At 30.7% G+C, this 20741-nt stretch carries 18 protein-coding genes and 3 pseudogenes; 18 read left to right on the forward strand and 3 right to left on the reverse strand.

From position 1 onward, the window contains the following. Positions 1 to 16: 16 nt before the first annotated feature. The 4 genes and pseudogenes from arsB to CLCOS_RS14810 form a co-directional block, all read left to right on the forward strand. The gene (gene arsB / locus CLCOS_RS14795; RefSeq protein WP_063600928.1) at positions 17 to 1066 is read left to right on the forward strand and encodes an ACR3 family arsenite efflux transporter; all 1050 of its coding nucleotides are present in this window, start codon (positions 17 to 19) and stop codon (positions 1064 to 1066) included. Positions 1067 to 1091: 25 nt separating this feature from the next. After that, complete coding sequence (locus tag CLCOS_RS14800; RefSeq protein WP_063600927.1) at positions 1092 to 1295, forward strand: DUF4177 domain-containing protein; 204 nt, start codon at positions 1092 to 1094, stop codon at positions 1293 to 1295. 28 nt (positions 1296 to 1323) lie between these two features. After that, positions 1324 to 1734: an arsenate reductase ArsC gene (locus CLCOS_RS14805; protein ID WP_063600926.1), complete on the forward strand. Its 411-nt coding sequence runs from the start codon at positions 1324 to 1326 to the stop codon at positions 1732 to 1734. Positions 1735 to 2010: 276 nt separating this feature from the next. Continuing rightward, a pseudogene (locus CLCOS_RS14810) lies at positions 2011 to 2598 on the forward strand (IS256 family transposase); the annotation flags it as partial. 607 nt (positions 2599 to 3205) lie between these two features. Here CLCOS_RS14810 and CLCOS_RS14815 read toward each other — a convergent pair. Beyond that, positions 3206 to 5704 carry a cation-translocating P-type ATPase gene (locus CLCOS_RS14815; RefSeq protein WP_063600925.1) on the reverse strand — a complete coding sequence of 833 codons (2499 nt, stop codon included), beginning with the start codon at positions 5702 to 5704 and terminating at the stop codon, positions 3206 to 3208. 384 nt (positions 5705 to 6088) lie between these two features. Here CLCOS_RS14815 and CLCOS_RS14820 point away from each other — a divergent pair, with 384 nt between their 5' ends. The 4 genes and pseudogenes from CLCOS_RS14820 to CLCOS_RS14835 all read left to right on the forward strand — a co-directional run. Then, a complete protein-coding gene (locus CLCOS_RS14820) occupies positions 6089 to 6322 on the forward strand; it encodes an SHOCT domain-containing protein (RefSeq protein ID WP_063600924.1) in 234 nt (77 codons plus the stop codon). A 1-nt stretch (position 6323) separates the two neighbouring features. Next, on the forward strand, positions 6324 to 6524 hold the full coding sequence (locus CLCOS_RS23190; RefSeq protein ID WP_063600923.1) for a DUF2243 domain-containing protein: 201 nt from the start codon (positions 6324 to 6326) through the stop codon (positions 6522 to 6524). Positions 6525 to 7451: 927 nt separating this feature from the next. Next, on the forward strand, positions 7452 to 7826 hold the full coding sequence (locus CLCOS_RS14830; RefSeq protein WP_082853530.1) for a hypothetical protein: 375 nt from the start codon (positions 7452 to 7454) through the stop codon (positions 7824 to 7826). A gap of 98 nt (positions 7827 to 7924) precedes the next feature. Then, positions 7925 to 8149, forward strand: a pseudogene (locus tag CLCOS_RS14835) (IS982 family transposase); the annotation flags it as partial. Here the strand turns inward: CLCOS_RS14835 and CLCOS_RS14840 are convergent. Further along, the gene (locus tag CLCOS_RS14840; RefSeq protein ID WP_063600920.1) at positions 8120 to 8407 is read right to left on the reverse strand and encodes a transposase; all 288 of its coding nucleotides are present in this window, start codon (positions 8405 to 8407) and stop codon (positions 8120 to 8122) included. The pseudogene CLCOS_RS14835 and the gene CLCOS_RS14840 sit on opposite strands and share 30 nt — an antisense overlap. Before the next feature lie 597 nt (positions 8408 to 9004). Between CLCOS_RS14840 and CLCOS_RS14845 the strand changes: the two genes are divergently transcribed. The 9 genes from CLCOS_RS14845 to CLCOS_RS23100 all read left to right on the forward strand — a co-directional run bounded on the left by CLCOS_RS14845 (position 9005) and on the right by CLCOS_RS23100 (position 19163). Then, positions 9005 to 11464, forward strand: coding sequence for a heavy metal translocating P-type ATPase (locus tag CLCOS_RS14845; RefSeq protein WP_063600919.1), 2460 nt, complete (start codon positions 9005 to 9007; stop codon positions 11462 to 11464). A 53-nt stretch (positions 11465 to 11517) separates the two neighbouring features. Next, complete coding sequence (locus tag CLCOS_RS14850; RefSeq protein ID WP_063600918.1) at positions 11518 to 11748, forward strand: hypothetical protein; 231 nt, start codon at positions 11518 to 11520, stop codon at positions 11746 to 11748. After that, entirely contained in the window at positions 11739 to 12482 is a 744-nt protein-coding gene (locus CLCOS_RS14855) for a serine/threonine protein kinase (RefSeq protein WP_063600917.1), read from the forward strand. Before CLCOS_RS14850 ends, CLCOS_RS14855 begins: the two co-directional genes overlap by 10 nt. 115 nt (positions 12483 to 12597) lie before the next feature. Continuing rightward, a complete protein-coding gene (locus CLCOS_RS14860) occupies positions 12598 to 13512 on the forward strand; it encodes an AAA family ATPase (RefSeq protein WP_082853529.1) in 915 nt (304 codons plus the stop codon). A gap of 2 nt (positions 13513 to 13514) precedes the next feature. Continuing rightward, positions 13515 to 15203: a hypothetical protein gene (locus CLCOS_RS14865; RefSeq protein WP_156496371.1), complete on the forward strand. Its 1689-nt coding sequence runs from the start codon at positions 13515 to 13517 to the stop codon at positions 15201 to 15203. Positions 15204 to 15390: 187 nt separating this feature from the next. Continuing rightward, complete coding sequence (locus CLCOS_RS14870; RefSeq protein ID WP_063600915.1) at positions 15391 to 17757, forward strand: heavy metal translocating P-type ATPase; 2367 nt, start codon at positions 15391 to 15393, stop codon at positions 17755 to 17757. A 796-nt stretch (positions 17758 to 18553) separates the two neighbouring features. Continuing rightward, entirely contained in the window at positions 18554 to 18736 is a 183-nt protein-coding gene (locus CLCOS_RS22505) for a hypothetical protein (protein ID WP_063600913.1), read from the forward strand. Positions 18737 to 18833: 97 nt separating this feature from the next. Then, positions 18834 to 18959 (forward strand): helix-turn-helix domain-containing protein, encoded by a 126-nt coding sequence (locus tag CLCOS_RS23195; protein ID WP_153042943.1) that lies wholly within the window; start codon positions 18834 to 18836, stop codon positions 18957 to 18959. A 6-nt stretch (positions 18960 to 18965) separates the two neighbouring features. After that, positions 18966 to 19163 (forward strand): hypothetical protein, encoded by a 198-nt coding sequence (locus CLCOS_RS23100; protein ID WP_153042941.1) that lies wholly within the window; start codon positions 18966 to 18968, stop codon positions 19161 to 19163. Between the two features lie 101 nt (positions 19164 to 19264). Here the strand turns inward: CLCOS_RS23100 and CLCOS_RS23200 are convergent, their stop codons facing one another. After that, complete coding sequence (locus tag CLCOS_RS23200; protein ID WP_082853528.1) at positions 19265 to 19669, reverse strand: MFS transporter; 405 nt, start codon at positions 19667 to 19669, stop codon at positions 19265 to 19267. A gap of 2 nt (positions 19670 to 19671) precedes the next feature. Here CLCOS_RS23200 and CLCOS_RS14885 point away from each other — a divergent pair. Next, positions 19672 to 20132: pseudogene (locus CLCOS_RS14885) on the forward strand (efflux RND transporter permease subunit); the annotation flags it as partial. Positions 20133 to 20741: the final 609 nt, after the last annotated feature.

A 20741-nucleotide genomic window follows, 5' to 3' on the forward strand; every position in this document is an offset into this window, starting at 1 on the left:
AACAGGAGGAATGTATATGAAAAGTAAATCATCTAGATTGTCGTTACTTGATCGTTATTTGACACTTTGGATATTTCTTGCTATGTTTGTAGGAATTTTATTGGGATGGGGAGTACCGGGAATATCAAAGGGATTATCCAGTTTATCCATTGGCACTACATCCATTCCTATAGCTATTGGACTCATTTTGATGATGTATCCACCGCTTGCCAAGGTAAACTATAAAGAACTTGGCAAAGTATTTAGAAATCCCAAGGTATTATCTCTATCACTTGTTCAAAACTGGATAGTAGGGCCTATACTGATGTTTGTACTTGCAGTAATATTTTTACATGCTTATCCTGCATATATGACAGGTCTTATACTTATTGGTATTGCCAGGTGTATTGCCATGGTCATCATATGGAACAGTCTTGCAGATGGTGATACGGAATATGCGGCTGCGCTTGTGGCATTTAATTCTATCTTTCAGGTTATATTTTATTCCATATATGCCTATATATTCATAACAGTACTTCCAACCTGGCTTGGTCTCACTGGCTACAGCGTGGATATTTCAATGGGAAAAATAGCTTCATCTGTTGTAGTTTATCTTGGTATTCCCTTTGCACTTGGACTGTTAACCAGGTTACTATTAGAACCTAAAATGGGTACTGATTGGTATACAAAAAAATTTATTCCTAAAATAAGTCCACTGGCTTTAATAGCATTATTGTTTACTATTGTTGTGATGTTCACTTTTAAAGGAAAATATATTATAGAATTACCTTTAGATGTAATTAGGATTGCCATACCACTTGTGATTTATTTTGTAGTTATGTTTTCAGTTTCATTTTTTATGAGTTATAAATCGGGTATAGACTATAAAAAGACGGCTACACTTTCATTTACTGCTGCCAGCAATAATTTTGAACTTGCCATAGCTGTGGCAGTTGCCGTATTTGGTATAGAGTCCAAGGAAGCTTTTACGGCAGTAATAGGACCTTTGATTGAAGTGCCTGTAATGATAGGGCTTGTAAATGTAGCATTGCACTGGGGAAAAAAGTATTTTGCATTAAAAAGATAGAAATTTTTAAGGGGGTATTGTTAATATGGAATGGAAGTATAAAGTATTTACGGTTGATCATTTTTTAAGTTCAGAAGAAAATTTAAGCATAGAAGAATTGCTAAATAAATATGGAAAAGATAGATGGGAATTAGTAGGGATTTTACAAAATTCTTATAAAACATTAGGAAAAATATCTAAATTAGAAAGTGATTTAATAGTGTTTAAAAAATCGGAATATAAATCATAATATTAAAATTTAACACAGGAGGAATAAGATGAAACCAAAAGTAGCTTTTATATGTGTTCATAATTCATGCAGATCACAGATGGCTGAAGCAATAGGAAGATTATATGGAAGTAAGGTATTTGATTCATATTCAGCTGGAACGGAGATTAAATTCGGAATAAATAAAGATGCAATTAGAGTAATTAAAAAATTATATAGTATTGACATAAGTGAAACTCAACATGTCAAATTGATTGATGATTTACCCGAAATTGATGTAGTAGTAAAAATGGGATGTAATGTAGCATGTCCATTCTTGCCATCCAAATATGAAGAAGATTGGGGACTTGAAGATCCTACAGGAAAAAATGACGAGGAATTCATTAAAACAGCTAAAATAATTGAGGAGAACGTAAAGAATCTAATAAAAAAAATAGAAAATAAAGCAATTAAATTATAACAAATAATAAAAAACGAGGATCGATGTACTGAATAATTTTAAATTTTTAATAATAAAAAAGAGTGAAAATCACCCTTTTTGAAATAGCGAGGACGTTCATAGATTTGTACTATTTTGTATAAAAATAAATAATAATATTATTAGAAAGTTATAACACACTATTATTAGTTATCCCCTAAAAAATAAAAATTGCTATAGGATTATAATCCTATAGCAATTTCCAAATAAATTTTATCCCATCTATTCTATTTTACACAAATCTAAGTACGTTCCCCAAAATTCTGGCTGTCAGTTTTCAATGATTTAAGAAATAGAGGGGTAAAAGAAATACTGATTGCCTGCATGGATGGACTTAAAGGACTTCCAGATGCAATAAAATCAGTATTTCCGGATGTTAGTATTCAAAATTGTATAATACACCAAATAAGAAATTCCATTAAGTATATAGCTTCCAAAGATAAAAAGGAATTTATGAAAGATTTAAAATGTGTATATAAGGCACCTACTGAAGATGCTGCAATTAATGGCCTGGATGATATAAAGAAAAAGTGGGATCACAAGTATAGTATAGTAATTGAATCCTGGTATAATAACTGGGATAAGTTATCAACATATTTCAATTACTCACCGGAAATCAGAAAGATTATTTATACTACAAACGCATTAGAGGGTTTCAACAGACAGCTGAGAAAGTTCACAAAGACAAGAACAGTGTTTCCAAATGATGAAGCACTTAGAAAATCTCTTTACTTAGCTACTGAGAAAGTCATGGAAAAATGGACTTCTCCAGCCCAAAATTGGGGAATGACATTAGCACAATTAACTATTGTGTTTAATGATAAACTAGGTGAAGAGATACTCTAAGATTTAGTTAAAATTTTTATATTTTTTCTTATTTTATTGCATAATTAAGTATATTATATAAACAATTAAGAATGTAATATTAATCAGTATTAGTATTACTCAAATATAAAAAAATATAACCGAAAATCAAAATTTCCAGTTATATAAAACTAAATCAAATCTATTTTACACAAATCTGTCTATATTCTCCAATTGTCAAAATTTTTTCCATATTTTTTCGATTAAGTTCCAAGGCAATATTCACTCCGTTTCATTTAAAACATATTACTTTCTATCTGAATCATGATAATTATTATTGTATCTTCTACCTTAATTAGAGTTTGTAAATTAACTTAAGGCATACTAATCAGCCTTATTTATAATATGATAATATCATAAAGTTGAGAATATATCAAAATTTCGCACTATTACCAGTCTTTTTTTGAGCACTCTGTTTCACTAAAGACTTTTAATAATGCGCATTTTGTAGGATTACCTATTTTACGCTGTCCTCTTGTATATTAATATCTGTTGCACTATTTATCGTAAAATTTTCAATCATGAATCTGTTCTTTTATGTTTTTCTTATATTATTTCATTTTTTTCTTCATAAGCTTATTTAAACTTCTCAACATCTTTTATTTTTTACATTTTTATATATTTTAACTAGTTCCCACCATCCTGTCGATGCAATACCTATGAATGCAGCTACTATTAACATTTTTAAATGCACTGCACTTGTTTTAAATAGTGGTTGCAAAATTGGTATATAAACAATACATGCTAATATGACTAAAGAAATACTATTTATAAAAAGCCGTGCTTTATTTTCTTTCTCCTTAAAAATATGAATTAAATATTGAGTATTTGATCTGTTTACTAATACTAAAATAACATTTGCAACTATTAATGTTATCAGAGAAAAGCTCCTTGCATACTCCACAGAACTTCCTGTATCAACCAAATAGTGAAAAGGTAAGAAAGCAGCTAAAAACATTGTAACTCCCTGTGCTATAACTTTCTTGGTTAACTCCTTCGTTAAAAGTGGCTCTTTTGGAGACCTTGGTGGCTGATTCATAATATAAGGTTCCTCAGGTTCTCCTTCAAATATTATGGAACAGGTAGGATCAATTATTAATTCCAAAAGCATTATATGCATTGGCAGTAAAATTTGTGGAAGATTGAATATTGGAGCAAACAGTGCAAGAGCTGCTATAGGTATATGAATTATCATAATATATACTATAGCCTTTCTGATATTATCAAATATTCTCCTTCCATCTCTTACAGATTCAACAATAGTTGTAAAATTGTCATCAATCAGAATCATATGAGCTGCTTCTTTAGCAACTTCTGTTCCCCTTTTTCCCATGGCTATCCCGATATCAGCATTCTTAAGTGCAGGTGCATCATTTACTCCATCTCCAGTCATTGCAACAATATCACCATTATTTTTTAATGCTTTAATGATCTTCATTTTATGCTCAGGAATTACTCTTGAAAATACATCACAACTTTTTACAGCTTCACAAAGCTGCTGTTCACTCATACAATCTATTTCATCCCCAGTTATAGATTTACTGGCAAATTTAAGCCCGATTTCTTCACCTATAGCTACTGCGGTTTTACTGTAGTCACCAGTTATCATAACTACCCTTATACCTGCATTATTACAAGTCTTTATAGCCTCTAAAACACCATCTTTAGGAGGATCTTGAAGTCCCACTAATCCTTTAAAATTTAATAGATAGTCCTCCAGTTTTTCTAGAAGTTTGTCATTTTTACATTCTGCAAAGGCCAACACTCTTAAGCCTTTAGAGGCCATTTTATCTATTGCTTCTTCAATTTTCTTGACTTCTTCATCGCTTAAGTTACAAAGTGGCATTATGGTTTCCGGAGATCCCTTTGCTGCTGCATAATAATATTCATTTAATTTAAAAATATTAGCCATTCTCTTCGTCTTTGAATCGAAGGCAAATTTTTGGCAAAGTTCCAAATTATATAATTCATTTAAAGAAATATTTCTTTCTCCATTTTCAATTATAGCTTTTTCCATAGGATCATAAGGATCTTTCTCGCAAGCTAATATAGTAATTTTGCTTAAATTTTCATCTGTAAAAGCTGTGCTGTCTTGAAGTTCATTATTAACATATACTTTTTTAATCTTCATACTGTTTTGAGTAATAGTTCCTGTCTTATCTACACAAAGCACATTGGTAGAACCTAATGTTTCCACAGCTGAAATCTTTCTCATTAATGCATTTTTCTTTGCTAATCTAGATGCCCCTAGAGATAAAAATATTGCTAACACAACCGGAAATTCTTCTGGAATCAATGCCATTGCTAAAGTAATTCCTGATAATATGCTGCTTAATAAATTTCTATTATAGAAATAAGATAGCACCATTACAGAGAAACATAAAATTATCCCCGTAATGGCAATAGCCTTTACAAGTTCCCCCATTTTCTTCTGAAGAGGAGTTAATTCATCTTTAGCCTCACTGACAGCCTTTCCTATTTTTCCGTACTCTGTATTAAATCCTGTCAATTTTACTATTGCAGTACATTTTCCAAAAACTGATAGCGTTCCTGCATAAAGCATATATTTTTTCCAATGATCATCAGAGCTTTCACTCAATTCCTTGGGTAACTTAAATACATGTTCTGATTCTCCCGTTAAAATAGATTCATCTACAGAAAAATTAGATGCCTCTATTACCTGGCAATCAGCAGGTATTCTTTCTCCTTCCGCAATATAAATTATATCTCCTGGAACAAGTTCAGAACTTTTTATCAAACCTTTCTTACCATCTCTTAGTGCATAAACTTGAGGCGATGTTAAGCCTTTCAATGCACCCATAGTTTTTTCTGTTTTCCATTCCTGAATGAAAGTTATGGATACAACTGATATTACAAATGCTAACATTACAATGCCTTCTCTAGGCTGTCCTAAAATAAAATATAGTGTGGAAGCTCCTACTAATAATAAGAACATTGGTTCTTTAAAAACTCCAATAAATTTTTTAAGTGGATTTGGTTTTTCATTTTTAATCAGTTCATTTAATCCATATTTTTCCTGTAGTGTTGAAACTTCTTTCGTTGTAAGTCCATTAATTCTATCTGTCATTTTTTCACCTCATTATCAATTAATAATATAATGCTACTGCTATATGTTTTATTTGTCAATGTTTATCCTATATAGATTTATTATCAATTGATAATGAAAATTAACAATATTTGTGAATTTAAATCAATAAACATTTATTATGCCTTACTCAAACTTCGTATATGTATACACAGTTTAAGTCAATAAAAATTATATCATCTACAGTTCTAGCTTTATCTTCTCTCAAAATGTAATCTTTTATTTGCTTTTCCGTAACTTCCGTGCAGTAGCAACTAGAATATGTTCTGCTTCGATCACCTTTTTTTCACCGTTAGAAATAATATGAATAGTATTAAAATTTTTGAATAATTTAAGCTTTAGTAGAGTTTTTATGGAGGGTTGGTTATGCGATTTAACGATTTTAGTTGGATATTTATAATATCGATTTTTGTTGGTATGTTTTTTCTACGTGGGTGTGGATGGAGTGGAGGCTGTGGAATACCAAGATTTCATAGAAAATCAAACCACGATTCCGATAATAAATCCGAAGCTATAGAAATATTAAATAAAAGGTATGCTAATGGGAAAATTGATTCTGAAGAATATAAATTGAGAAAGGAAGAAATACTTAGAAAGTAGTGTGAGAAACAATGAAAGAAACAGAATTCTAATAAATGGCAGTCTTATTTCTTTAGGACTGATAGCTGTACTTGATAATATATTTTCCCACTGGCTTTTTAAATGGCATAGGATTTTACCAAACGAAACTTCTTCAAGGTACTTGGGAGCAACTTTATTTATTCTTGGGTTAATATTATTAGTAATTGGTGTATTCAGATAAATAAAAGATAGAAGAATTAAATCACATTAAATGTTGTAAAAAATTCTATCATTCATCAATTAAAAAGGCAGTTATGCCTTTTTTTATTTTTGACATGTTCAATAACTAAATGTAGAAAGAATATTATTTAGTTACCATATTATTACATCTATTTTGCCCCTGGTAGCACGTTCGCTTGTATTACCCCCTATTTCTTGATCCTAAAAGATTTTTTTAATCCTTAATTTTTTCTCTGATCTTATAAGTTCTACCTTTTCCATATTTAACCTCTTTTCATATTTCAAAGTCTTATTTTATGTAGCTTCACTGTGTTTGTTTAATTCAGCATAATATATGATATTATCATAATATGTTGAATTTATTTTTGCAATTTTAACTTTTAAATACTAAAAAAATAGTTCAAAGCCTTAATACATAAGACTTCACACTATTTTAACCAATTTCACACAATATGTATTGTGTGGAACTTATAAACAATGGCATTCAAAGTTATAATACATTAAATTTGTCGTACAGACATTGGCTGTATCGTTAATAATGGAATCATTAATTGATGGTATTATAACTAGAGAGTACCAAGGGAGATGACATTTCAATATAAAACCAAATTATTATTATATAATAGGAATTTTATAAAAATCTAATTACACAAAACTATGCTATACATAAATTAATTATTTTTGTAAAAAGCTATTCCCTAAAATTATATTATATGTAATTATATATATATAATAGATTTTTAATGGTCATAAATTAAAAATTTCAAATGTAAAATTATCATTAGATTTATTAAAATTACTTTGCAATTCATATCACAGATGCCGGTATTATATCCGATATCATTCTTTTCACTATTAAATTTGTATAGAATAATAAAAAGAATGATAAATTTAATATAAGATACTTAGATGGAAAGGGTGATTTATTTTGAAAAAGTTTTTACAAATATCAATACTTTTAATACTACTTCTATTAGGTAACGGATGTGGAAAACTACATTCCACCAAGAATAGCATAAGTACAGATAGCTGGGCTTATGAAAAAATGATTACACTAAATAAAATAAATTATGTTGTTACATCTGAGCAAATTGAAAAAGTCGATAGTAAACTTGGAGAAGTTAGACACTACTCAACTAATGAAAAAGATTTCGATCCAAATAATTTTTCAAATTACTTTAAAGTTGGAACTGGATTATACAAGATTCCTAATATTAACACAAAAGATGCAATTGCAGTTGAAATTGAGAAAAATAAATTTGTTAAAGCATCTAATACACAATTAATTAACCTGTTGTGCTAGTTAAATCACTAGCAACATTTACAAATAGAAAACCTCCAGCACAATGTGTTAACCTATCATTGAAAAGCACGACCAATTCAATGAAGGGGGAAACATATATGCTAGAGATTTATAACAATGATTCTATCACAATTATAGAAGATTTAAAAGATTTTATAACTGTCATATTTGTTATAGTTGATGATATTTACCAAGAAGTAACTCCAACATATATTAAAAATCGAAGAAACAGTAATCATTCAATAATGAGTGATAGTGAAATAATTACAGTTTCATTAGCTGGTGAGCTTATGTCAATTGATTCGGAGAATGCTTATGGCTTTTTTTAATACATCAAGAGCATCCTTTGTATCACGAAGTTCACGCTTTAATCGTGCAATTTCCTTTTGTTCATCACTGGAATAATTACCTGAACCTCGAACTTGAATACCATTTTCGCTTTTAGAATCTCTAATCCACTTTGACAAAGTGCTACCACCTATATCAAGGTTTTGAGCACAACCTCTTACTCCAAGTTCTTTATGATCCATGTAATATTTTATAGCATCTTCTTTGAACTGCTTGTCATGTTGTTTTTTCATGATTAAGTTCCCCAATCTCTTATATTTATTCTAAAACTTATTAGGAACTTTCTCAATTTCTCTTGTACTATTTTTATTCTAACACCAACCTTATTTATTTGAATTTCACTTTTATGAAATGCTGCTCCACAAACTGCAATTATAAAAAAGCAATAACTACATTCCGAAATTCATATTTAAAGTCTTCAATTAATATAAAATAATGTCATATTAAAAGTTCGTTGGGATAACAATATCCTTTCGGACTTTTTTCGATTCTTAAAATATTTTTCTCGAATTCAAACTATTATCCAATATCAGTTTGATTATATGGAAGGAGGATTGATGATACATATCTCCTGCTGAAGATGATTCTAAATTTTAGAATTTAAACATAAAGGGTATGGGGATTAATCCACATATCCTATATATTTGGTTAATAGGAGATTTATTTTTAAATCAATTTCTATATTTTATTGACAAAATAAGATATTATCATATATAATGAATATATGAACATATATTCATATATAAAAACAATTTTATTAAAAATATTTTTGAATAAGAATTAATTCATATAGGGAAACAAACTTAAGCCAGTAAAAGGAGGAAAAGGTAATGGATAAAGCACTTAAAGACCCCGGCAAAAGCAGTATAAAACTAGTAAAAAAAAGTATTTCCACAAACAATAACTTTGCTAATTTAAAGAAAACTAGTAAAGAATGTATAAAAAAAGAATTTATACTAGAGGGATTAGATTGTGCTAATTGTGCAGCTAAGATAGAAGAAGAGGTTAGTAAAATTAAAGGCATTGATTCTGCTAATGTAAACTTTGTCACGAAAGCTTTAACTTTGGAAATTGGTGAAATTAATAAAACAAAAGAGTTAATCGCAGTAACTACTGAGATAATTGGAAATTTGGAACCTGATGTAAGAGTAGTGGAAAAACAATCGGGTAAATTATTAAAAAAAGAAATTTTGCTTAAGGGACTGTGCTGTAGCAATTGCGCCTCAAAGATTGAAAGGGAATCAAATAATATAGAGGGTGTAAAATCCGCCATTGTAGATTTTGCTGCAACAAAGCTTATTATGGAAATAGATAATTCATCTGAGCAAACTGTTATAATTGATAGAGTCAAAGAAATAGTTAAAAGAATTGAACCTGATGTTAATGTGGTTGTTCTTGAGGGTAAAAAAGTAAATAGTAAAATTGAAGAGAGTGAAGAAGAAAATGATAAGAGTGAATTAGTCAAGTTTGCATTAGGTGCAGCCATATTTGGGATAGCAACTGCTTTCAAGTTTTCAAATACTGTTGAACTGATACTTTATCTAATTAGTTACGTAATTGTAGGTGGAGAAGTAGTATTAAGGGCTATAAAAAATATTAGCAGGGGACAGGTATTTGATGAAAACTTTCTAATGAGTATAGCAACCATAGGTGCTTTTACTATTGGTGAGTATCCAGAAGGGGTAGCAGTTATGATTTTCTACCAGATAGGAGAAATGTTTCAGGATATGGCTGTAAATCGCTCAAGAAAATCTATTGCAGCTCTTATGGATATAAGACCTGATTTTGCTAACTTGAAAATAGATGACGAGCTAAAAAAAGTATCACCGGAAGAGGTTAGCATAGGTGATATTATTGTAGTGAAACCAGGAGAAAAGGTTCCATTAGATGGTAAAGTGCTTGAAGGCAGCTCTATGATTGATACTTCAGCTTTAACTGGAGAGTCAGTACCTAGAGAAGCAGAAACGGGAGATAATATTTTAGGTGGAGTGATCAATAAAAATGGACTGTTAACAATAGAGGTAGAAAAGGAATTTGGAGATTCTACTATAGCAAAAATACTTGACTTAGTTCAAAATGCAAGCAGTAAAAAAGCTCCAACAGAAAAATTCATAACAAAGTTTGCTAGGTACTATACACCAGTTGTTGTCTTTTCAGCAGTAGCTTTAGCTGTTATACCGCCTCTTGTTATAGGTGGAGCAAATTTTTCTCAATGGCTATATAGAGCACTGGCATTTTTAGTAGTTTCTTGTCCTTGTGCATTAGTTATATCTATACCACTTGGATTCTTTGGAGGTATAGGTGGTGCTTCAAAAAATGGTATACTTGTTAAAGGTGGTAATTATCTCGAAGCATTAAACAATTCGGAAATCATTGTTTTTGATAAAACTGGAACACTTACAAAAGGCGTATTTAAAGTTACAGAATTAAAACCTCGAGATAATATGCCAAGTGATGAACTTCTAGCCTATGCAGCTTATGCAGAAAGCTATTCAAATCACCCGATAGCAGTTTCCATATTAAACGCTTATGGTAAAGAAATACCTGGTGATGCAATATCAAATTATGAAGAAATATCAGGTCACGGCATAAAGGTTGTTGTGGAGGGAAAAGAAATTTTAGCAGGCAATTATAAACTAATGGAGAAAAAAGATATATTGTATGAACAAGTAGAAACTGTAGGTACAGTAGTTCATGTTGCAGTTGACAAAGAATACGCAGGATATATAGTAATATCTGATGAAATTAAAGAAGATTCTGCAAAAGCAATTAAAACTTTGAAATCTATCGGAGTTAAGAAAACAGTAATGCTAACTGGTGATAATAAAACTGTTGGAAATAAAGTTGCTAGAGAATTAGGACTTGATGAAGTTCATGCTGAATTACTTCCGGACCAAAAGGTGGAAAATATAGAATTACTCGATAAGCAAAAATCGGAAAAGGGGAAGTTGGTATTTGTAGGAGATGGAATAAATGATGCACCAGTTTTAGCAAGAGCAGACATAGGAATAGCTATGGGAGGACTTGGTTCGGATGCTGCAATAGAAGCTGCTGATGTAGTAATAATGACAGATGAGCCATCAAAAATTACTACAGCAATAAAAATTGCCAAGAAAACAAGAACTATAGTAATGCAGAATATAATCTTTGCTTTAAGTACTAAACTGATTTTATTAGTTTTTATAGCTATGGGCTTAGGCACTATGTGGGAAGCAGTGTTTGGTGATGTGGGAGTAACTATACTTGCAGTATTCAATTCCATGAGGGCTATGAAAGCACAAAATTCATAATATAGTAAATTTAGTATATATTAATAAAAGTAAATTGAAAAGGGGTGTATTAGATGAGCTTATTTTCAAGATCATCAGGCAAGAGGCATCATGATAATAATCATAGAGGGAGCAGTTATTATAAAAGAGAAGGATTTTTAAACCGTATATTAGGTATGTTTGGTTCATTTTCTCGCTCAGGCAGAAAATATAATAAATATTATTCTCATAATAATTCATATCCAAATCATTATTCTGGTGAAAGACATTGTAAAAGAAGAAAATATAAGAGTTCATGGTCATAATGTCGTTTTTTAGAAGGAAAATATATCCAACAGATTATTTGTTTGGTGGATATAGCGTTGTAAAGTTAATAGGTGAAGGCCGATTTGGTATGTGTTATTTGGTTAACTTAGATAATAAGAAATATGTTCTAAAAGAGATTAAACCTAAAGTTATAAAAAAAAGTGGTACTAAAATTATATTTGAAGAAAAAATTCTTTCATCTATTAATCATCCATTAATTCCTAAAATAGTTGATACAATAAAGAATGATAAAATGTATGCCTATATTTTAGAATATAAAAAAGGAAAGACAATAGAAGAAATGCTCTTTGGAGACAATTATGTATTTACTCCATCTGAAATTTATAAAGTAGGAATTAAAATTATAGATATAATAAAATACTTGCATGAAAGAAACATTGTGCATAGAGATATAAGAGTACCGAATGTAATTATTAACGAAGAAGAAGTGTATCTCATTGATTTTGGACTTGCAAGATTAATAAATGGTAAAAAGTATATTCCTTCTGTTGATTTTTTATATTTTGGACATCTACTTCTTTATTTGTACTATTCTTCTTTTGAAAAAACTAGTAAAAAGTCAGAACCTTGGTATGATGAACTTGATTTATCCTTAAATGAGGTGAATTTTTTGAAAAAATTATTAGGTTTGAATGAGAAGTACAAAAGTATTTATGATGTAGAAAAGGATTTTTTAAAATTAGGATTGGAACGTTTACAAGATAAATATTAGAGCAATGAAACTTTAAATGTAAAGGATTTATTACTTGAAATTTGCTTGATTAGTATTGTAAGAAATATAGTTTGATTACCGCATTATTTCTGCATAATAGTTGGAGGTGATAAGTATGTTAGATTTTTTAAGAGAAGAAAGAATTGATGAAAAATTAATTGCTGAAATAGAGCATTACCGAAATTTTTACAATGTAAATCCTGATATTAAATACAGAATACCAGAACCTAAATATAATTATTATGGAAAAGAAATTTGGGAGGGAGCAATTACGGCTATTCTTTGTGGCGAAAATATTCTTTTAGTTGGTCCTAAGGCAAGTGGAAAAAATGTTTTCGCAGAAAACTTGGCAGCTGCTTTTGGGAGGCCCAGCTGGGATATTTCATTTCACGTCAACACGGATTTTTCATCTCTTGTTGGGACTGATACATTTGAAAATGGACAAGTTGTTTTTAGAAAAGGTCCAATTTATGAATGTGCCACGTTGGGAGGTTTTGGAGTTCTTGATGAAATAAATATGGCGAGGAATGAATCCATTGCGCTTCTTCATGCTACCTTGGATTTTCGAAGAATTATTGACATACCAGGTTATGACAGAATCCCTATGGAAGATGCTACCAGGTTTATTGCTACAATGAATTATGGATATGCAGGCACTAGAGAACTTAATGAAGCTCTGGTTTCGCGTTTTATGGTTATTGAAATGCCAACAATTTCTTCCAGAAATCTTATGAAACTGCTCAGGCGAGAATTCCCTAATATGAAAGATAAATATCTTGAACAATTTATAGGCCTGTTTAAGGATCTTCAAAATAAAAGCGAAAGCTCGGAGATCTCTACAAAATCCGTAGATCTAAGGGGACTTATTTCTTCTATTCATCTCATAGGCAAGGGTCTGAAGACATCTGAGGCTTTGAAGATGGGCATTACAAATAAATCTTTTGATAGATTTGAAAGAGAAATTATAGAAGACGTTATTCACCTGAGAATACCGGAAGGGGTGGAAAGGAGTGAAATTTTTACAGATTGACTATGCAGGAACAAAATAAAGAGATAAAAAGAGCTGATAATATTATATGGAATGCTTCATCTGATTACTCATTAAACTCAGAAATAAAAGCATATGATAAAAATGGAAAAGCCGATCTTTATTTAAATTATATTATAGGATCTGTTCATAAATACTATAACTATTCACTTTTAGAGGAATTTTTTAACTATCTTAAAAAAGATACTAACTGTAAATTATTAGAAGAACTTACATGGATAGCTTTAGAAAATTGTACTTATAAAAAAGCAAAAAGTGAACGACTGGTTCTTGAAAATCTGCGACGTGATTATTCAAAAAAATTTCTTAACAGGTGTAATCCAGATTTATCTTTTAACATTATAGATCAAGTCAAGATAGCTCATTTTAAAAGAGCATTGGGTGAAAAACCTAATACGACAAATCTGGCACTTACCATTTTAAATGATTTAGAGTTTGATGAACATATGAATACAAAGCAGATTATATCTCGTATGAAGGAGATTATAAAAGTTTATTTTCAATATGGACCTCACTTTTTAGCAAAAAATATACTTCCAACGTCACATAGGGGCAAAAGTATTTTTCAAGTAAAGGTGAAGGGATCAAATTCTAGGCGTAATTCATTTTTTAAACGTTCTAAAAATGAATTACGAAGGGCTTTTAGTTGGCTTAAATCTGTAGATCAAATCAATAAATACGATAGAAAATTTATGCAGGGGTATTATGGGGTTTCCATTTTGCAAGAACCACGGGTAAAGGCTTTAGAAAAAATTTTGTGTATTGGAAACCATAAAAATTGTCATGTTCATTTTACAAGAGGGAATTTTGATGTTCATATTAAAAATAATACAAGTACAGTTAAACATCAAGATGATATTTTAAAACAAAGAGAAAAAAATAATATACATTATAATGAAAACTTTGCGAGAAATAATAATAGCATTTCAAATTTGACAGATAAAATTAAAAATGTGATGCTTGTTAACCGTGAATCTTCCTGCAGATCAGAAAAGGGAAAACTTGTAGCAGGAGATATTTGGAGAAGCTTTTATGTTCATGACAATAAAATTTTTATAAAAAATCTTAAAAATGATGTCAGAGATCTAACGGTGGATATAATGTTGGATGCATCGTTGTCACAAAAAAATCGTCAGGAAATTATTGCAACAGAAGGGTATATCATAGCTGAAAGCCTTACACGCTGTCAAATTCCTGTAAAAGTCTACTCTTTTTGCAGTTTTCACGATTATACAATTATCAATCTTTTTCGTGATTATGATGAAGTTTACAAGAATAATAAGATCTTCAATTATACAGCTTCAGGGTGTAATAGGGACGGCTTGGCTGTTCGTGCTGCACTTTATATGATGAAAAATTTAAGCTGTAACCGTAAGATGCTCATAGTCTTATCTGATGGGAAACCCAATGATATGCAGTGCATACCAGCGAGTGGAATTAATCATATTGAATATAGTTATTCAGATAACATGGGTGTAAATGATACTGCTTTGGAAGTGAGAAAAGGCTTGCAGGAAGGAATTTCTATTCTTGGTGTTTTCACAGGACGTAATGAAGATGTTGCTGCTGCTCAAAAAATATATGGACGTAATTTAGTGCATATAAAATCTGCAAAGAGATTTGCTGATACAGTTGGAGTTATGCTGCAAAATGAATTGAACAACATACTTTAAGAATGTTCTTTTTAATCTAAGTATTTACTTTTCAGTACATGATTATGATAACTAAACTTTTAGTTCTAGATTACTTTTTGCCTATTATCAAGTTTTATCATACCCAAGCCTTGAGAACTACTCTTTGTTAGTATTTCATAAATTTTAAAGTAATGTAAATACTAAATGTAAAAGGGAAGGTGATACTTTGGAAAAAGGGATAAAAAAGGAGCTAGTACTTAAAGGGTTAAATTGTGCAAATTGTTTTCAAAAAATACAAAACGAAGCAAGTAAGGTAGAAGGCGTGCATAAAGCATCAGTAAATTTTGCCGACAAAACTTTAACTATAGAAACTAATGATATAAATAAAATAAACAATATTATTACGAAAATAAGAAGTATTGTAAAAAAGATAGAGCCAGATGTGATAGTAAAGGAAAAATCATATTTAAATTCCCCTAAAAAAGCGTTAGCACTTTTGGGGTTATCCTGCATGAATTGCAGTGTTAAAATTCAAGAGCAGGTAGGTAAGTTAAATGGTGTAAAAAATGCTCATGTTGATTTTCCTACTGGAAAATTAATTATAGAAATTGATAATAAACATGATCTAGAAAAAATAACTGAAGAAGCAGCAGAAATAGTTAAAAAAATTGAACCCGGAGTTAATGTTGTAGATGTAGATAAGAAGGAAAATAGTAAAGCATATTTTCACGATGATAATGCAGGGCAGAATAGAAAAAAAATGATTGGAATGATATTAGAAATATTATTTTTTTCAGTTCCTATTTTATTTAAATTTACTAGCAATATTGAGTTTATATTGTATTTAATAAGTTATGTACTAGTTGGATGGAAAGTTATTTTAAAAGCTGTTAGAAATATAGCTAGAGGGAAAGTTTTTGATGAGAATTTTTTAATGTCTATAGCTACAATAGGTGCTTTTTTTATTGGACAGTATCCAGAAGGGGTTGCAGTAATGCTATTTTATCAAATAGGTGAATTCTTTCAAGATGCTGCTCTCAATCGTTCAAAAAAATCTATCGCAGCATTAATGGATATTAGACCTGATTATGCAAACTTAAAACAAGGAGAAGAGCTTAAAAAGGTTTCTCCGGATCAAGTTAAAATAGGAGATAAGATAGTTATAAAGTCTGGAGAAAAAGTTCCACTTGATGGAAGTATAATTGAAGGAGAATCTATGGTAGATACTTCAGCTTTAACAGGAGAATCAGTGCCAAGATCAGTACAAAAAGGAGATTTGGTCTTGGGAGGTTTTATTAATAAGAACGGACTATTAACTGTTGAAGTTACTAAAGAATTTGGAGAATCTACAGTATCGAAAATACTAAATTTAGTTCAAAATTCAAGCAGTAGAAAAGCTCCTACGGAAAATTTTATGACTAAGTTTGCAAAGTACTATACCCCTATAGTTGTGATAATAGCAGCTTTATTAGCTATTGTACCTCCGTTGATTATAAGAGGGGCAATGTTTTCAGATTGGATTTATAGATCATTGGTGTTTTTAGTTATATCTTGTCCATGTGCTTTAGTTATATCAATACCCCTTGGCTTTTTTGGCGGAATAGGAGGAGCTTCAAAAAATGGAGTATTGGTTAAGGGCGGGAATTATTTAGAGGCCCTAAATAATTTAGAAATCATTATTTTTGATAAGACAGGAACACTTACAAAAGGCGTCTTTGAGGTAACAAAAATAAAAACTACTGAAAAATACAATAAAGATGAGTTGCTTGAATTTGCGGCTTATGCAGAAAGTTTCTCAAATCATCCTATAGCAGTTTCAATACTTAAGGCCTATGGAAAAGAAGTAAATAAAGAAAAAATTGGAAGCTATGATGAAATATCAGGTCATGGTATTAAAGTTAAAGTAAAAGGTAAAGAAGTTTTAGCTGGAAATGTTAAATTAATGAATAAAGAAAATATAAAGATTGATGAATTAGATATTGTTGGAACTGTGGTTTATATAGCAATAGATAAGGAATATGCAGGTTATATAATAATATCCGATGAAGTTAAAGATGATTCAAAAGATGCTATAAAGAACCTTAAGACCATAGGAATAAAAAAGACTGTTATGCTTACTGGAGATGCTAAAGCTGTTGGTGAGAAAGTAGCAGGTTCCTTAAGTTTGGATGAAGTTTATGCAGAGCTTCTTCCTGATCAAAAAGTTGAAGAACTAGAAAAGCTAGATAAACAGAAATCGGCCAAAGGAAAACTTGCCTTTGTAGGAGATGGAATAAATGATGCACCAGTTTTAGTAAGAGCAGATATAGGAATAGCTATGGGAGGACTTGGTTCGGATGCTGCAATAGAAGCCGCTGATGTAGTGATAATGACAGATGAACCTTCAAAGATAGTTACTGCTGTAAAAATTGCTAAAAGAACAAGAAAAATAGTATGGCAGAATATAATACTGGCTATGGTAGTTAAAATAATAGTTCTTATTTTAGGAGCTGGAGGAATAGCGACTTTGTGGGAGGCAGTTTTTGCTGATGTAGGTGTTACTATACTTGCTATAATAAATGCAATGAGAGTAATGAAAGTTAAAAATATATAAAACTACGGAATATTGTGTAAACTTTAATAAGAACCTTAGAAATAAATATTTAAAAATATTCAATTTTTTCTGATATAAATTATTTTTTCTTTTATTTTTTTATTTATTGTATATGCTCTTAAAAAGTTGATCCAGTTTGTTATAAACGTTTCAAAGTATGAAATTTCAAGGGCAAGTATCCATATGGGTAAGGAAGTTCTACTAAGAATAACAGACAAATCACAGAATTAAACAGAAATATGAATCCATAAATAAGATTAGCAGACTACTTAAAGAAGTAAAAAAATAGAATGTTTAAAAAAGTCGTAGCATTCGTATGTTTTCAATAAACAAATTGAATTGCTTTAAGCTATATAAAAGGCGATGATAGATCTCTCAAAACTGATGTATGTGTAGAAGTTTCAAAAATAATTCACTATTAGTCAGATTTACATTTTTATCTCACATTTAAATTTATTTGCCTAACAATAATCTTGTATGCTAAGGCTACTACATTTTTGTTAAGGACAATCACTTTTCTATTACAACAATAGTGACTAGTACAGCGATGGAATAAGGAGATCGTTGTTATGGGATTAAAATATAAATTGTACTCTTATAAGCAAGGTATTATCTTAAAAAACTTATTTCCATTTAAAAATAAATACAGCTCATCTTATATAGAATTATATTACATATTAGAAAATAATATTATATTAAAAGTTTGTTCGGATAGTAATATCCATTTGGGCTTTTTTCAGCTCTTAAAATATTTTTTAAATAAAAGGTATCTTTTGCAGTAAGTATCGATCTATCGGTGAGAGCCAATGTAAAAGAGGAGAAGATAAACGAAAAATCCCCTATTCATCACTGGATAGGAAAGGGAAGATACTCTGTTTTGACTGCATCAGATGCGAAAATTGCAGACGAATTGGGTGTAACCGCAGTACAGTATATAGCAACTGAAAATTATAAAACACTACTGAAGGAGGAGTTATGAAAAAACAAAGAAGCTAATTTCCTTTCCTATCATAAAGGCAGCAAGTAAGGACGATGCTGTGACAATTTAATATATATTGAATCACTAGCAAGGATATATCTCAAAGCTTTCCACAAAGGTACTTACTAATGAATACGGAAATAAATATTATTTTGTGGACAAGGATATTCAAAAACAGCTTACCACCTTCCTGCTAAAGATGATTTTAAATTTTAAAATCTGAACATATATGATTCAGGACAGCATTTACCTGAAACACTATGCCCGTATCTACGGAAAGGCAATGTACCACTCCACCGTTTTGAAAGACATCCAATTATACTATTCTGTCCTTCGATTTATAACGGATACGGAATCTGCCGTTCGACTGAGCTATTTAAAGCAGTTTGGCATGACGGACGACGATATAGAAGAAAGTAAACTCTAAACATATCTTTTAAGAAAAAATTTGCACGAAAAGCCCCGCCGAAGCAGGGCCAGTAACGGGGGCGCTTTTGCAGTACCTAAAAGATGTGTAATAAACTGGTTTTATAAAGCCCGACTAGCCTTTCTGGTATATGCAAACCAGTATATTAATAACGTTAAGAACCCGATTACTGCCACAATTATATACATTCCACGATATCCTAGGAATGTTATTAGCGCGCCCGTGAGCAGAGGCCCGATGCAGTTGCCCAAATCTGTGCACAGATAGAATGTTGAATTATCAGGTGCTAAATGGTGAGACGGCGTGATCTTTACTACCAGCGTTTGTGTTCCAGACTGTATGGCCCCGAGCCCAAGACCAATGAGGACTGCTGCCGCTAGCATCATGAAACTCGCACTTAATGCGAATAATAACAACCATATCGCATTTATCAAAATCCCAGGATAGATTATTGCATTTTCGCCTTTAGTGTCAAAGAGTTTGCCTGCTGAGGGGCGAGATATCATATTTAGGATTGTTTATTGGCCATAAAGAGCTGGTATGATGTCTGCCATAGGAGTTATTACGTTGATGGGGCTGGTTACTAAAAATGCAATTTTACTTATTGATTTTGCAAAACAAAACCACAGAAAGGGAATGAATTTGAATGAAGCCTTGATTGAAGCTGGGCATACGCGTTTAAGGCCGATTATTATGACTACCTTGGCCATGATTTTTGGTATGATTCCTTCAGCTGTAGCTACAGGTTTAGGCTCAGAACTACGTGCACCAATGGCTTTTGCAATTATTGGAGGATTAATTACATCAACATTGTTGACATTATTGTTTGTTCCGGTTGTATATACATTTTTGAATGATTTTAAAGAGAGATTGTTCAAAAAAAGAAAATATAAGTGTTTAAATATTTTCTTTTATATCTTTAAAATAACCTATTTTTATAATGAAAATTTTATGGGACACCAAGAATAATATTTTTTATTTGTTAAAAGCCGTTATTAGACGGAAATAGTTTATATCACATATCTAAGTTAATTTGTCTGACAGTGGCTTTTTTATTTGTTAAAGCCACTGTTTTTTATTTCTATTAAGAACAAGCACTTCTGTTATCACAGCAACAGTAACTATTAGATAATGATGAGATAAGGAGGTTTTTCTTATGAGATTTAGATACAAATCTCATTCTTATGAAAGAGGTAATTTCCTAAAAAAAGCTCATTTTCATTTTGGGATAGTTATGGTTTATTTTATGTAGAATCATATCATATTATAGAAAATAATGTCATATTAAAAGCTCGTTTGGATAACAGAATCCATTCGGGCTTTTTTCAATTCCTAAAAACTTTTATTCAGATACAAAACATTTTCTGCAACAAATATTACCTCCCTGGTGAGAGTCAGTGTGAAAGAGGAAAAGAGAAACAAAATTTTCTCCTTTCTCACTGGCTAAGAAATAGGCGTTTGCGAAACGCTGTAACCCGCATAAATGCGGGATATTTTTTGTCGTAAAATAAAATAACTCCTCACTGATTTATGGTAAAATTGAATTGTAAAGAAACAAAATCACCATATACCTCTGCA

This window comes from Clostridium coskatii, from assembly GCF_001675205.1.
GTDB classification, from domain to species: domain Bacteria; phylum Bacillota; class Clostridia; order Clostridiales; family Clostridiaceae; genus Clostridium_B; species Clostridium_B ljungdahlii.

Bases quoted from the DNA above. Each gene is read 5' to 3' on its own strand.
- CLCOS_RS23100 (WP_153042941.1), top strand. From the start codon at position 18,966: ATGATTCAGGACAGCATTTACCTGAAACACTATGCCCGTATCTACGGA.
- CLCOS_RS14850 (WP_063600918.1), top strand. From the start codon at position 11,518: ATGAGCTTATTTTCAAGATCATCAGGCAAGAGGCATCATGATAATAAT.
- CLCOS_RS14805 (WP_063600926.1), top strand. From the start codon at position 1,324: ATGAAACCAAAAGTAGCTTTTATATGTGTTCATAATTCATGCAGATCA.
- CLCOS_RS14860 (WP_082853529.1), top strand. From the start codon at position 12,598: ATGTTAGATTTTTTAAGAGAAGAAAGAATTGATGAAAAATTAATTGCT.
- CLCOS_RS14820 (WP_063600924.1), top strand. From the start codon at position 6,089: ATGCGATTTAACGATTTTAGTTGGATATTTATAATATCGATTTTTGTT.
- CLCOS_RS14840 (WP_063600920.1), bottom strand. From the start codon at position 8,407: ATGAAAAAACAACATGACAAGCAGTTCAAAGAAGATGCTATAAAATAT.
- CLCOS_RS14815 (WP_063600925.1), bottom strand. From the start codon at position 5,704: ATGACAGATAGAATTAATGGACTTACAACGAAAGAAGTTTCAACACTA.
- CLCOS_RS23200 (WP_082853528.1), bottom strand. From the start codon at position 19,669: ATGATATCTCGCCCCTCAGCAGGCAAACTCTTTGACACTAAAGGCGAA.
- CLCOS_RS14855 (WP_063600917.1), top strand. From the start codon at position 11,739: ATGGTCATAATGTCGTTTTTTAGAAGGAAAATATATCCAACAGATTAT.
- CLCOS_RS14865 (WP_156496371.1), top strand. From the start codon at position 13,515: ATGCAGGAACAAAATAAAGAGATAAAAAGAGCTGATAATATTATATGG.
- CLCOS_RS14845 (WP_063600919.1), top strand. From the start codon at position 9,005: ATGGATAAAGCACTTAAAGACCCCGGCAAAAGCAGTATAAAACTAGTA.
- CLCOS_RS14800 (WP_063600927.1), top strand. From the start codon at position 1,092: ATGGAATGGAAGTATAAAGTATTTACGGTTGATCATTTTTTAAGTTCA.
- arsB (WP_063600928.1), top strand. From the start codon at position 17: ATGAAAAGTAAATCATCTAGATTGTCGTTACTTGATCGTTATTTGACA.